General features: G+C 70.9%; 12 protein-coding genes and 3 tRNA genes. 8 read left to right on the top strand and 7 right to left on the bottom strand.

Annotated elements, in window-relative coordinates:
• Positions 1 to 65 precede the first annotated feature (65 nt).
• The gene (locus AB0L53_RS35225) at positions 66 to 692 is read left to right on the top strand and encodes a helix-turn-helix domain-containing protein (protein ID WP_364003409.1); all 627 of its coding nucleotides are present in this window, start codon (positions 66 to 68) and stop codon (positions 690 to 692) included.
• Between the two features lie 134 nt (positions 693 to 826).
• Positions 827 to 1,390, top strand: coding sequence for a dihydrofolate reductase family protein (locus AB0L53_RS35230; protein ID WP_364003412.1), 564 nt, complete (start codon positions 827 to 829; stop codon positions 1,388 to 1,390).
• Between the two features lie 5 nt (positions 1,391 to 1,395).
• On the opposite strand, the gene AB0L53_RS35235 is transcribed toward AB0L53_RS35230, so the two are convergent.
• On the bottom strand, positions 1,396 to 3,030 hold the full coding sequence (locus AB0L53_RS35235; protein ID WP_364003415.1) for a Coagulation factor 5/8 type domain-containing protein: 1,635 nt from the start codon (positions 3,028 to 3,030) through the stop codon (positions 1,396 to 1,398).
• A 190-nt stretch (positions 3,031 to 3,220) separates the two neighbouring features.
• On the opposite strand from AB0L53_RS35235, the gene AB0L53_RS35240 reads away from it, so the two are divergent.
• Positions 3,221 to 4,057 (top strand): SAM-dependent methyltransferase, encoded by an 837-nt coding sequence (locus tag AB0L53_RS35240; RefSeq protein ID WP_364003418.1) that lies wholly within the window; start codon positions 3,221 to 3,223, stop codon positions 4,055 to 4,057.
• A 558-nt stretch (positions 4,058 to 4,615) separates the two neighbouring features.
• On the opposite strand, the gene AB0L53_RS35245 is transcribed toward AB0L53_RS35240, so the two are convergent.
• The 5 genes from AB0L53_RS35245 to AB0L53_RS35265 form a co-directional block, all read right to left on the bottom strand.
• Positions 4,616 to 4,690: transfer RNA gene (locus AB0L53_RS35245), tRNA-Val, on the bottom strand.
• A 4-nt stretch (positions 4,691 to 4,694) separates the two neighbouring features.
• Positions 4,695 to 4,765, bottom strand: a tRNA-Cys gene (locus AB0L53_RS35250).
• A gap of 15 nt (positions 4,766 to 4,780) precedes the next feature.
• Positions 4,781 to 4,852, bottom strand: a tRNA-Gly gene (locus AB0L53_RS35255).
• A 34-nt stretch (positions 4,853 to 4,886) separates the two neighbouring features.
• A complete protein-coding gene (locus AB0L53_RS35260; protein ID WP_364003421.1) occupies positions 4,887 to 5,366 on the bottom strand; it encodes a hypothetical protein in 480 nt (159 codons plus the stop codon).
• A gap of 177 nt (positions 5,367 to 5,543) precedes the next feature.
• On the bottom strand, positions 5,544 to 6,368 hold the full coding sequence (locus AB0L53_RS35265) for an SDR family oxidoreductase (RefSeq protein ID WP_364003424.1): 825 nt from the start codon (positions 6,366 to 6,368) through the stop codon (positions 5,544 to 5,546).
• A gap of 105 nt (positions 6,369 to 6,473) precedes the next feature.
• On the opposite strand from AB0L53_RS35265, the gene AB0L53_RS35270 reads away from it, so the two are divergent.
• Together AB0L53_RS35270 and hutH are read left to right on the top strand one after the other, a co-directional pair.
• On the top strand, positions 6,474 to 7,304 hold the full coding sequence (locus AB0L53_RS35270) for a helix-turn-helix transcriptional regulator (protein WP_364003427.1): 831 nt from the start codon (positions 6,474 to 6,476) through the stop codon (positions 7,302 to 7,304).
• 14 nt (positions 7,305 to 7,318) lie between these two features.
• On the top strand, positions 7,319 to 8,869 hold the full coding sequence (hutH, locus tag AB0L53_RS35275; RefSeq protein WP_364003430.1) for a histidine ammonia-lyase: 1,551 nt from the start codon (positions 7,319 to 7,321) through the stop codon (positions 8,867 to 8,869).
• 29 nt (positions 8,870 to 8,898) lie between these two features.
• On the opposite strand, the gene AB0L53_RS35280 is transcribed toward hutH, so the two are convergent.
• The gene (locus AB0L53_RS35280) at positions 8,899 to 10,053 is read right to left on the bottom strand and encodes a Rid family hydrolase (protein WP_364003433.1); all 1,155 of its coding nucleotides are present in this window, start codon (positions 10,051 to 10,053) and stop codon (positions 8,899 to 8,901) included.
• 58 nt (positions 10,054 to 10,111) lie between these two features.
• On the opposite strand from AB0L53_RS35280, the gene AB0L53_RS35285 reads away from it, so the two are divergent.
• The 3 genes from AB0L53_RS35285 to AB0L53_RS35295 are packed head-to-tail and all read left to right on the top strand — an operon-like array spanning position 10,112 to position 12,836.
• On the top strand, positions 10,112 to 11,029 hold the full coding sequence (locus tag AB0L53_RS35285; RefSeq protein ID WP_358546054.1) for a LysR family transcriptional regulator: 918 nt from the start codon (positions 10,112 to 10,114) through the stop codon (positions 11,027 to 11,029).
• A complete protein-coding gene (locus AB0L53_RS35290) occupies positions 10,996 to 12,009 on the top strand; it encodes a chorismate-binding protein (protein WP_364003437.1) in 1,014 nt (337 codons plus the stop codon). The genes AB0L53_RS35285 and AB0L53_RS35290 overlap by 34 nt, the downstream gene beginning before the upstream one ends.
• Positions 12,006 to 12,836, top strand: coding sequence for an aminotransferase class IV (locus AB0L53_RS35295; RefSeq protein WP_364003440.1), 831 nt, complete (start codon positions 12,006 to 12,008; stop codon positions 12,834 to 12,836). The genes AB0L53_RS35290 and AB0L53_RS35295 overlap by 4 nt, the downstream gene beginning before the upstream one ends.
• The last annotated feature ends 3 nt before the right edge of the window (positions 12,837 to 12,839 follow it).

The raw sequence follows: 12,839 nt of genomic DNA on the forward strand, positions 1-12,839 counted from the left end.
GCGGTGCTGTCCTTCGCGAGTCGTTGTCATATATTCATTATAAACAGCGGAAAGTCGGGGAAATCATGAGTGCAGAGCCGGGGCCGCGCCGCTACGACTCGTTGCGCCGGGCGACGCAGGCGCGGAAGACGCGGGCCGACATCGCCGGGGCCGCCCGCCGGCTCTTCGTCTCCCAAGGGTGGGCGGCGACGACCGTACGCGACGTGGCGCGCGAGGCGGGAGTCTCCGTGCCGACGGTCTACGCGGTGTACGGGAACAAGGCGGGGCTGACCCAGGCCCTCGCCGACGCCGCCGACCTGTCGGCCGACGTCGCCCAGGAGCTCGCCGAGCTGGAAGCCGCGGCGACGGACCCCCGGCGGCAACTGGCGGCGATGGCCGCCTACGACCGGCGGCTGTTCGAGCGCGCGGGCGACGTCATCACGCTGGTGCGCGAGGCCGGTCGCACCGAGCCCGAGCTGGCGGCGGCCTACCGCGATGCCCGCCGGCGGGGCGACGAGACCCGGGTCCAGGTGTTCTCCTCCTGGCCGGCCGGTGTGCTGCGGGACGGCCTGGACGTACCATCGGCCGTCGACATCTACGCGGCCATGTGCACCATCGACGTCTACACCACGCTCACCACCGAACGCGGCTGGTCGCCCGATCGGGTTCAGCAGTGGTGGAGCGAAGCCCTGGCTCGCGAACTCCTGGCATGAGTGCCGGCCCGCCAACTCCTGGCCTGAAACCCTGGCTCGCGGAAGTCAGGAAAACTTCCGGCCGGATGTAGAGAACGGCCGCGCGACTCCGACTCCACCACGAAAGCGAAGAACACCGAGCGAAGGAGCGGGACATGCGCAGGATCATCTACTGGGTGCACACGTCGATCGACGGCCACATCGACGGGCCGAAGGGCGAGTTCGACTGGCCCGAGATGGGCGAGGAGCTGTCGGACTACTCCGACGCGCTGACCGACAGATCCGACACCTTCCTGTACGGGCGCGGCGTGTGGGAGGGGATGGCGAGCTTCTGGCCGAACGCCGAGTCGATGTCGGACCACCCGCACGTCCTCAGGTTCGCGCCCATCTGGCGGGACACCCCGAAGATCGTCTTCTCGACCACGCTGAAGGAGACCGACTGGGCCACCAGGGTCATCGGCGACAACCTCGCCGAGGAGGTCGCCGAGCTCAAGCGGCAGCCCGGCAAGGACCTGCTGCTGACCGGCGGCTCTCGCCTGGCCGCCGCCCTGACCGACCACGGCCTGATCGACGAGTACCACGTCGCGGTGCATCCCGTCGTACTGGGCGGCGGCAAGCCGCTGTTCGTGCCCCGCGAGGACCGGATCAACCTGCGGCTCGTCGACTCGCGCACCTGCGACTCCCGCGTGGTGGTGATGCGCTACGACCGCACCCAGTAACGGGGTCAGGGGATGCGGCGGGCCGCGGCGGCCGTCCAGGTGCGCAGGTAGGACTCGGCGCCCGCGGCCATGTCCCGCACGATGTCCGGGCCGGCGATGATCCGCATGTCCTCGATCCAGTCGGGCACCAGGCCGTAGTTGGCGACGCCGTCCGTGTTGACGTCCCAGACCCGGTCGCCGGTACGCAGCCGGTCCAGGGACACGCTCCCGTCGAAGGACGTGAAGGGGTACGTCACCGGGTTCGCGGCGTTGCCGGTACGGGGTGCGGGCAGCCGGCCCAGGCCGTTGGCGTCCAGGCCGTAGCCGTAGCCGGGGATCTGGTGCGCCTGCCTGAGCGGCTGGGTACGGCGCCACTCGGCGACGAAGTCCCGCGCGTCGTGCCCGTACTGCGTGATCATCCCGCCAAGGGCGTAGATCCGGTCGAAGTAGCTCGGGTCGGCCCAGCTGTGGGAGGAGATCACGCCCGGATAGCCGGCCGCCTCGAGGATGGCGAGCGTACTGCCGGCGGCCTTGGCGCTCATGTGGTCGAGCTCCACCAGCATGCCCCGGCGGATCATCCCCTTGACCATGTACTCGCCCAGGGCGGTCAGCCCTCTGGTGTTGCAGTGCGGCGCCGGAGGATAGATCGGCAGCGAGACGCCCGGTGGCAGCAGCCCGGCCAGTTGGTCGGGCAGGACTCCGCCGGGATCGATCGGATTGTCGTGCGCGGGCCCGGTGCAGGTGCGCGCCTGCCAGAAGGAGCCGGTGCTGAGCAGGTTGCCCAGGTTGACGATGGCGCCCTGGGTGCCGGAGTCGAAGCGCACGCCGCACAGGGCGTTGTCGTACTTGTGGCAGACGAACATGCTCCGTACGCCGAGCGCGTACATCTCGTCCAGCCCGCGGTCGATCTGCCCCTGGGTGCACTGCGGGATGCCGAGGATCTGGCGGCAGCCGAACGGCTCGGAGGTCTCGATCCCCAGAACGACGGCGAGCTTGCCCGCCTCGACCGTCCGCCTGGCCTCGGCCGGGTCGAGCACGATCCTGAACCAGCCCCGTCCTGGCCCGCCGTACTGGGTGTCGATGTAGTCCTGCAGCTCTCGGGCCCGCTGTGCCTCCAGCCTGATCGTGGTCATCTCGTCGCAGGAGTTCTTCTTCAGCGGGTAGATCGCGCACAGCTGGCGGTTGGCCACCAGGTCATTGACCATGATCCGGAGCCCGCCGCGCCAGGCCCGCTCCACCCACGTGTAGTACGCCTGCTGGTGGGTCAGCGAGTCGTGCGCCGGCCAGTCGCGGAACGTGGGCCAGCCCACCGGGTCGTGGGTGCCGGTCGCTGAGCCGGTCCGGGTGAAGTTCTCGAACCAGGCCAGCTCGCCATGGGGATAGTGATCGGGGCAGTCCGCCAGGGCGCGGGAGACGCCACCGGGGTCGAAGGGCTTCCCGCACAGCAGCATGCCGCCGAATGCCTCGTAGGAGAACAGGTGACTGTGTGCGTCGACGAACCCACGCACATCGGACGCCGCCGCCGACCTGCCTTCCGCCGCGACGGCCGCCGACCTGTCTCCTGGAGTGGCCGGTGAGGACGCCGCCGTCGATCTTCCTCCCGGCGGCGCCAATAAGGCGGTCAGAAGGAGGAGAACGATGGCGATGGATCGGCGGCGCATCACGGACACCTCACACGGCTGGGGGGCCTGCCGCCAGCATCCGCCGCCCGCGCCACTCCGACAAGGCCCAAACATGAGCCCATCTCATCACCGCTGTTAGATGCGCTATGTCCGGTCTTTGCGGGTTGGGCGTAGCTTGCTGTTGTTGGGCATAATCAAGGAGCTATTCGACACGTGGAGGAGACGCCGCATGAGTGACGAGGCCCGGTGGATCGCAGGAATCGACTCCAGCACACCGAACCTCGCCCGGATGCACGATTACTTCATCGGGGGTAAGGACAACTTCGCCGTTGACCGGGAGGCGGCCGAGGCTGTGCTGGCCACCGCGCCGGAGGTCCGGGTCATGGCGCAGGAGCACCAGGCGTTCCAGGGACGGGTGATCCCGTTTCTGGTGGAGCAGGGCATCACCCAGTTCATCAACCTGGGCTCGGGGCTCCCCAGCGAACCCAACACCCACGAACTGGCCCGATCCCTGGCCCCCGGCGCCCGCGTGGCCTACGTGGACAACGACCCGGTGGTGCTCGCGCACGCCCGCGCGATCCTGGCCCGAGGCGCCGGGACCGGCGTCGTCAAGGGCGACATCCTGCATCCCGCCGAACTGCTGGCCGACCCCGACCTGCGGGCGGTCATCGACCTCGACCAGCCGGTGGCGGTGCTGCTGCTGGGCGTCCTGCAGTACATCCCGGACGGCCACGAGCCCTTCCGGCACGTGGCCGAGCTGCGTGACGCGTTGCCGGCCGGCAGCCACATCGTCATCACGCACGTCGTCTTCGACTCCCGCCCTGAGGTGGCGGAGCCGATCGTCGCCCTCTACCGGAGGATGCTGGGCCACGCCGAAGGCGGCGCCCGTACGCGCGAGACGGTGCTGCCCTTCTTCGACGGGCTCGAACTGGTCGAACCCGGGCTGGTGTACGTCCGGGAGTGGCGGCCCGACAGCCCTTTCCAGTCCGAGAGACCGGAGAAGGCGTGGGTGATGGTCGGCGTCGGCCGCAAGCCTGGGCTCCCGGCAGAGAGCGCCCACCCCTAGCGATGTCCCAGGCAGGGGACGCCCGCCCCTAGCGATGCCTCAGGCAGGGGATGCCCAGCTCAGGCCCAGCGTGTGGGCGCCGCGGGCGCGCAGGCCGGTCACCCCGCCGCCGCCCATGCGGCGGGCAAGACCGAGACCAGGCTCGGCACCGGACCGACCACACGCAGCCGGCTCGGCCTATGCTCTGCCAGCAGGGCGCTGCGGACATCCTCCGGCGCCTGGCCAGGGCCTGAGTGCTCACACCCCCCAGCACCGCAGGACACGCAGGAGAACTCGGCATCCCACCACAATTGGTCGCGGTCGATGAACTGGTTCACCTGGCGGACCAAGGTGCCCCCGCAACCGTCGCAACGCGATTCGATCTTTGCCGTCTGCTCTGTCATCAAGACACCGATGCTCCCCTCGCCGCTACGAACCGGCGGGCCCGGTGCGGCACAACGTCGGCGCCAGCACTGACAACAACCATGATCAACCGGGAACAACAAGAAGCCCCAGACTCTCGGCAGCTGCCGTGAGCTGGGGCTATGGCTCCTGCGTGAGCAGGTCTGCCATGGAGCATGGTGGACGATACTGGGATTGAACCAGTGACCCCTTCCGTGTCAGGGAAGTGCTCTCCCGCTGAGCTAATCGTCCTGGGAGGTGGAGACGGGATTTGAACCCGTGTAGACGGCTTTGCAGGCCGTTGCCTCGCCTCTCGGCCACTCCACCGAGCCGGAAGCTCCGAGCGGAAGACGGGATTCGAACCCGCGACCCTCACCTTGGCAAGGTGATGCTCTACCACTGAGCCACTTCCGCGTTGTCTCCGCTGGTGTGCGGCGACGAGAGAACTCTAGCGAATCCTGGCCGAGTCCCCAAACCGGAGGGTTCCCACCTGCTCGGCGTACCAGGTGATCCCGGACACGTGCTCGGCGATCTCGCGCAGGGTCCAGTTGGGGGAGCGCGGGAGGTCCCAGGCGTCGGGGGCGGTGGTGTAGCGGTTCACGTAGGACTGGCCCAGGCGGGTCCAGCGGGAGCGGGCCTCCGCCAGGTCCAGCTCCGTGAAGCGGGCCCAGTCGGCTTCCAGCGTCACCATCCGGCCGTGCCAGTGGTCGTCCTGCGGGGTTGCGCCGGCCAGGAGCGCCTCGACTTCGGCGAGGTGGTCGATGAGGTGGTCCTGGATGCGGCGTACGGCTTTCGCCGGGGTCCACAGGTTGGCCCCGTCGGTCACGATGGGGGTGCCGTCCCAGGCGAGCCAGGTCTCGGCGATGGTGAGGCACCGGTCGACGGCTTCGGCGACAAGGAGCGCGGGATTGGTGGCGTTGTCTGTCATGGGTCGATCGTGGTCGTGGAATGGTTGGGGCGGCGTCTAAGCGTGGTTGCGTCTGGAGGTCGCCACGACGTGGCAAAGGGGAGCCGGACCGTGGGGCTCGACACGGTCACCGAGCGCCGCCGTAACCGAAGCCGTCGTCACCGAGCGCCGCTGTCGCTGGGCGTCTCGGGGTTCGGGTCAGCCGATGGTGTGGCCCCCGTTGACGGTGATGCGTTCTCCCGTGACGAACGCCGCCGCCTCAGAGGCCAGGAAGGACACCGCGCCCGCCACGTCGTCAGGCGTGCCCATCCGGCCGAGTGGGACATGCGCCCGGTACGTCGCCAGATCCTCAGCGCCGATCTCGGCGTGCCGTTCGACGGGGATGAAGCCGGGCGCGACGAGGTTCACCGTGACGCCGTACGGTCCCAGCTCGCGTGCCCATGCCCGGGTGAGCTCATGCTGGGCGGCCTTTGCGGCGATGTAGGCGGACATGCCGGGTAGGGCGCGGTCCACGATGTCCGAGCCGATCTGGATCACGCGGCCCCGGCCCCGCGCCTTCATGCCCGGCAGGGCCGCCTGGATGAGGAGCGTGGGGCTCTTCACGAAGAAGCGGAGCTGGTCCAGGTGCGTCTGCCAGGTGAGATCCTCGAACGCGACCTTCGGCTGGGGGCCGGTCGCGTTGAGGACCAGCACCTCCACGGGGCCCAGCCGGTCGGTGACCTGGGCGACCAGTTCGGCCGTCGCGGCCTCGTCGGTGACGTCCCCCGCGAACGCCTCGGCGGATCCACCGGCGGCGCGGATGTCGGCGGCCACCCGGCGGGCGTTCTCGTGTTCGGAGTAGTAGTTGACGGCCACGGTGTGGCCGTCGGCGCCTAACCTGCGGGCGATCACGGCGCCCAGGCCGCGGGACGCTCCGGTGACGAGCGCGACGCCGGCTCCTGCTGCCGCGGCGTCGGCTTCTCCTGCCGAGACGCTGGTTTCTGCTGTCGAGGTACCGGCTTCTGCTGTCGACGGGACTGCCAACGGAACCCCCCTGGTTAGGCTCACCCGCAGCCTAACCAGGCGCCGGGCGCGGCGAAGAGGCGATGCTTCGACGGCTGGCGAAATGTCCGTGGGTTAACGTCAAGTATGGCCGCCGAATACATCGCCCAAGACTCCGACATCGCGCCCGTCGCGGCGCTCATAGCCGATCCCACCAGGGCGGCCATTCTCACCGCGCTGCTGGGCGGTCGCGCGCTGGCCGCCGGAGAGCTCGCCAGGCTCTCCGGCGTGAGCGCCGCCACCGCGAGCGCGCACCTGTCCCGCCTGCTCGACGGGCGGCTCGTCGACGTCGTACGGCAAGGCCGCCACCGCTACTACCGCCTGGCCGGCCACGAGGTCGCCGAGGTGCTGGAGGTGCTCGCCAGGGTGAGCACCCGGCCGCCCATCCGGTCCCTGCGCCAGTCGCGTCAGGCCAGGCAGCTGGAGGAGGCGCGTACGTGCTACGACCACCTGGCCGGGCGGGCCGGTGTGGCGCTGTTCGACCAGCTGGTCCAGGGCGGTTTCCTGGTGAACCAGGAGGTCACGGACAAGGGGGAGTGGCTGCTGGCGGGGCTCGGAGTGGACGTCGCGGGGGTACGGAAGGCCAGGCGGCGGTTCGCCCCGGAATGCCTGGACTGGACCGAGCGCCGGGCCCACCTCGGCGGGGCTCTCGGCGCGGCGGTGACCGGGGCGCTGCTCGAGCGCGGCTGGTACCGGCACGGCACCGTTCCACGGGCCGTGGTGCTGACCGATGAGGGCAGAGAAGGGCTGGTCGCCCTGTTCTCCGATGGCGAGGCCAGGGAAGGGCTGGCCAACCGGTTCTCTGGTGATGAGGCCAGGGACGGGCGGGCCGCCCGGTTCTCCAGTGACGAGGGCGGGGAGGGGCAGGCCGCTGCGTTCGCCGGTAAGGAGCTAACATCACATACGCCGGTTACCTAAGCGGGAGAGTCATCATGCGCGACAACGGAGTCGTGAACGTCGGTCCAGAGCCCCTCACCTTCGACGACGTCATCCGGGTGGCCCGTCACGGCGCCCCCGTACAGCTCACCGACGACGCCATCGCCGCGATCTCCGCGGCCCGGCAGCTGGTCGACGAGCTGGCCGAGAGCCCGGTGCCCGCCTATGGGATCTCGACCGGGTTCGGGGCCCTGGCCACGCGGCACATCGACCCGGCTCTGCGCGCCCAGCTCCAGCGCTCGCTGGTCCGCAGCCACGCCGCGGGCAACGGTCCCGAGGTCGAGACCGAGGTGGTGCGCGCGCTCATGCTGCTGCGCCTGCACACGCTGGCCACCGGTCACACCGGCATCCGGCCGACCACCGCGAAGACGCTGGCCGCGCTCATCAGCGCGGGCATCACGCCGGTCGTGCACGAGTACGGCAGCCTCGGCTGCTCGGGCGATCTGGCGCCGCTGGCGCACGTGGCGCTCACGCTGATGGGTGAGGGCGTCGTACGGGATGAGTCCGGAAATATCACCGCAGCGGAAGAGGCGCTCAAGCAGGCGGGCATCGAGCCCGTCGAGCTGGCCGCCAAGGAGGGCCTCGCGCTCATCAACGGCACGGACGGCATGCTCGGCATGCTCATCCTGGCCATCGACGACCTGACCATGCTCGTCAGGACCGCCGACGTGAGCGCCGCGATGAGTGTCGAGGGGTTGCTGGGCACCGACCGCGTCTTCGCCCCCGAACTGCAGGCGCTCCGGCCGCAGCCCGGCCAGGCCCTCTCCGCCGCCAATATGACGAAAATTCTGGATCAATCGGGCATCATGGCGAGCCACCGCGACCCGACCGCCTGCACCCGCGTCCAGGACGCCTACTCCCTGCGCTGCGCCCCCCAGGTGGCCGGCGCCGCCCGCGACACGATCGCCCACGCCGCGAACGTCGCCACCTGGGAACTGGCCAGCGCCGTGGACAACCCCGCCGTGCTCTCCGACGGCCGCGTCGAGTCCAACGGCAACTTCCACGGCGCCCCCGTCGCCTACGTACTGGACTTCCTGGCCATCGTCGCCGCCGACCTGGCCTCGATGTCCGAACGCCGCACCGACCGCTTCCTGGACGTGGCGCGCAACCACGGCCTGCCGGCGTTCCTGGCCGACGACCCCGGCGTGGACTCCGGTCACATGATCGCCCAGTACACCCAGGCGGCCATCGTCTCCGAGCTCAAGCGGCTCGCCGCGCCCGCCAGCGTGGACTCGATCCCCAGCTCCGCCATGCAGGAGGACCACGTCTCCATGGGCTGGTCGGCGGCCCGCAAGCTGCGCAAGTCGGTCGACGGCCTCACCCGGGTGCTGGCCGTCGAGGTGCTCACCGCCGCCCGCGCCCTCGACCTGCGCGCCCCGCTGGAGCCGGCGCCCGCCACCGGCGCGGTGGTCAAGGCGCTGCGCGAGACCGTCCCGGGGCCCGGCCCCGACCGCTTCCTGGCGCCGGAGATCGAGTACGCCGTCCGCCTGGTCGCCGACGGCGGCGTGGTCGCCGCCGCCGAGTCCGTCACGGGCCGCCTGGCGTAATTTTTCGCCGTATTTCGGGTCTCGCGCTGCTACGGCAGGGCGACGATCGCGTCCATCTCCAGCAGCAGCCCCGGCATGAACAGCTTCGACACCTCCACCGTCGTGCTCGCGGGCGGCGTCCCCGGGAAGTACTTGCGACGCACCTGCCCGTACGCCACCCGATCGTCCATGTTCGTGAGGTACGTCCGGAGGAACGCCACGTCCTCGAACCCCGCCCCCTGATCGGCGAGAATCCGCCCCAGACACTGGAACACGTGCTCGGCCTGAGCCGCCATGTCCCCCTCCCCGACGAGCTGCCCGTTCGAGTCGAAGGCCGCCTGCCCGGAGACGTACAGCATGTCGCCCACCCGTACGGCATGGGAGTAGAAGCCGTTCGTGGCCGGCACGGTCGCGGGGTTGATCGGCACGGCCCGGTGCGCGGGCCGCCCGCCGACGTGGGTGGCGATGGCCGTCACGTCGTGGTCGCCGAGCCCGGCCGCCTCGGCCTCCTGCAGGCGTGCGCGGGCCGCGGTGGCCAGGGTGGCGCCCGGCCAGGCGGCCAGCGTCAGGTCCTTGGCCGCCAGGCCGAGCGCGTAGCGGGTCTCGGGGGCGGGCGTGCGCAGGCGTTCGGCCAGGACGCCCAGCGGGGTGGCCGACAGCACCTCGGCCAGGGCGTCGCGGTCCACCCCGTGCGCCTCCCCGTACGCGTACGTCTCCGCCAGCAGCACCTGCGCCGGCACCAGGGCGCTCATGACGGCGAGCTTCATCGCCGCGCCCGCCCCCGGCGGCCCGCACTCGCGCACCGTGCCGAACACCGACAGCACATCGCGCACCCCCGCCAGGTCGCCGCCCGCCAGCACGGTCAGCGTGCCGTCGGCCGCGGGAGCGACGCTGCCCAGGACGGGCGCGTCCACCAGCTTCACGGAGGCGGGCAGCAGCGCGCGCAGCTCCCGCACCGCCTCCGGCCCGATCGTGGACATCTCCACCACCGTCGCGCCGGGTCGCAGCCCCGGCAGCGCGGCCGTCAACACCTCGCGCACGGCGGCCGGGTCCCGCAGCATCGTGAGAACCAGATCCGCCCCGTCGACCGCCTCGGCGACCGGGACACCGGTCCCGCGCCGCCATGTCGTCACCTGATGCCCGGCCTCGCTGAGCCGCCGGGCCATGGGGACGCCCATGCGTCCCTGTCCAAGAAATGCAATCACGTTCCCCAGTTAACTGACATGCGAGGCATTCCACCACCGACTAGATTGCATGTCAGCCATGACAGACACGAATGCCTTCGACACCGTCGCGCTGCGCCTCTTCGACGAGGTGGCCAAAAGCGGCTCGTTCACTGCCGCCGCGGAGCTGCTCGGATACACCCAGTCGGCCGTCTCGCGGCGGATCGCCGCCCTTGAGCGGGCCACCGGCGGGCCGTTGTTCGAGCGGCTGGCCAGGGGCGTACGCCTGACGCCGGCGGGAGTGGCGCTGCACCGGCATGCCGTCGCCGTGCTCGACCGGCTCGACCGCGCGTGCGAGGAGCTGACCGCGATCCACGGCGGCAGCGGCGGCACGCTGCGGGTGGGCGCGTTCGCCACGGCCAACGTCGATCTCGTGCCCGTGACGCTCAAGCGGTTCGCCGAGCGCCGGCCGGAGGTCGGGCTACGGCTGGTCGAGGGGCTGACGACGCGGCTGATGGAGCGGCTGCAGGCGGGCGCGCTGGACGTCGCGGTGATCAGCGACTATCCCGCCGGGCTGCCCGCCGACGGCGGCCGGATCGTGCCGCTGCGCGAGGACCGGCTGCTGGTGGCGCTGCCACGGGCGCACCGGCTGGCCGCCGAACCCGACGTGGACCTGCGCGACCTGGCCGAGGAGACGTGGATCGAGGCGGCGCCGCGCGGACAGCCGACGCTGCTCGTCACCGCCTGCGCCGCCGCCGGGTTCACGCCGCGCAGCGGGCTGCGGGTGGCCGAATGGACGGGCAAGTTCGGTTGCGTCGCCGCCGGGCTCGGGGTGACGCTGGTGCCGGAGCTCGCGGCGCGGGCCGTACCCGCCGACCTGGTGTTGCGGCCCCTGAGGGGGTTGGTCCCGGCGCGCAAGGTGTACGCGGCCCTGCCCGAAGTGCCGCTGCCGTCCGCGCGGGAGTTCGTCCGATTGCTGGGAGAATGGCAGGTGTGTACGACGGCTTCGCCTCCGTAGGCAACCTCCTCGCCACCGGCCTGCGCGACCTGACGACCGACCTGGCCGCGCTCGACGGCGACGGCTGGTGGGCGGTGGTGGTCGACTACGAGGGTAAGGTGACGTGCGCCCGCTTCGACCACGTACGCCAGGCGCCCCTGCCCACCCCCACGACCCCCTGGCACGGCCCCGCCCCCGACCGGTGGCACAGCTCCCTCGACCAGGCCGCCTACGAGCGCGGGGTCCAGACCATCCGCGACTACATCGAGCGGGGCGAGGTCTACCAGGCCAACCTCTGCCGCGTCCTGACCGCGCCGCTGCCCCACGACGCCGACCCGCTGGCCCTGGCCGCCCGCCTGGCCACCGGCAACCCGGCCCCCTACGCGGCCGTCGTCCAGGTGCCCGGACTGAGCGTGGTGTCGGCCTCGCCCGAGTTGTATTTGTCGCGCGAGGGGGACCTGATCGAGTCAAGACCGATCAAGGGCACCGGCGCCACGGCGGACGACCTGCTGGAGAAGGACTACGCTGAGAATGTCATGATCGTCGACCTGGTCCGCAACGACCTCGGCCGGATCGCCGCCGTCGGCTCCGTCGAGGTGCCGTTGCTCTGCGCCGTCGAGGAGCATCCCGGGCTGGTCCACCTCGTGTCGACCGTACGGGCCAGGCTGGCGCCCGGGGCGGGCTGGCCGGAGCTGTTCGCGGCGACCTTCCCGCCCGGCTCGGTCACCGGCGCGCCCAAGTCGTCCGCGTTGCGCATCATCAATGAGCTCGAACCGGAGCCGCGCGGGCCGTACTGTGGGGCCGTGGGCTGGGTCGACGCCGACCGTCGACGGGCGGCGCTGGCTGTGGGCATCCGTACGTTCTGGATCGAAGCAGGCGAGATCCGCTTCGGCACGGGCGCGGGCATAACCTGGGGCAGCGATCCCCGGCGTGAATGGCTCGAGACCGAGCTGAAGGCGTCCAGGCTCATCGCACTGGCATCCTCAGGAGGAAATAGATGACCATCCCTGTCTGGGTCAACGGGGAACTGATCGACCCCGCGCAGGCGACCGTCTCGGTGTTCGACCATGGGCTGATGGTCGGCGACGGAGTCTTCGAGACCATCAAGATCGTGCACGGCGAGGCGTTCGCGCTCACCAGGCACCTCGACCGGCTCGCGCTGTCGGCCCAGCGCATGGACCTGCCCGAGCCCGACCTCGGGGCCATCGAGGACGGCGTCGGCAAGTGTCTGGCCGCCGCCCCCGACTGGCCGCTCGGCCGCATCCGCATCACCTACACCAGCGGCCCGGGCCCCCTCGGCTCCGACCGCGGCGACCAGGGCACCACCTCGATCGTGATCGTCGACGAGCAGAAGCCGTTCCCCGGCACCGCCAACGTCACCGTCGTCCCCTGGCCGCGCAATGAGAACGGCGCCCTGGCCGGCGTCAAGAGCACCTCCTACGGCGACAACGCCAAGGCCCTGGCCCACGCCAAGGCGCGTGGCGGCGGCGAGGCCATCTTCGGCAACCTCGCCGGCAACCTGTGCGAGGGCACCGGCTCCAACATCTTCATCGTCCGCGACGGGCGGCTGCTCACCCCGACTCTCGAGTCCGGCTGTCTGGCCGGCGTCACCAGGGCGCTGGTGCTCCAATGGTGTGGTGGCGAGGAGGCCGACGTACCGCTGTCCGCCCTCTACACCGCCGAGGAGGCGTTCCTGACCTCCACCACCCGCGACATCCAGCCGATCAGGCTCGTCGACGAGACCGAGCTGCCGGTGGCTCCGGGGCCGATCACCGCGAAGGCGATGCGGATCTTCGCCGAGCACGCCGCCGCCGACCTCAACCCCTGAGCA

This window comes from Nonomuraea sp. NPDC052129 (assembly GCF_040680095.1).
Taxonomy (GTDB): Bacteria; Actinomycetota; Actinomycetes; order Streptosporangiales; family Streptosporangiaceae; genus Nonomuraea.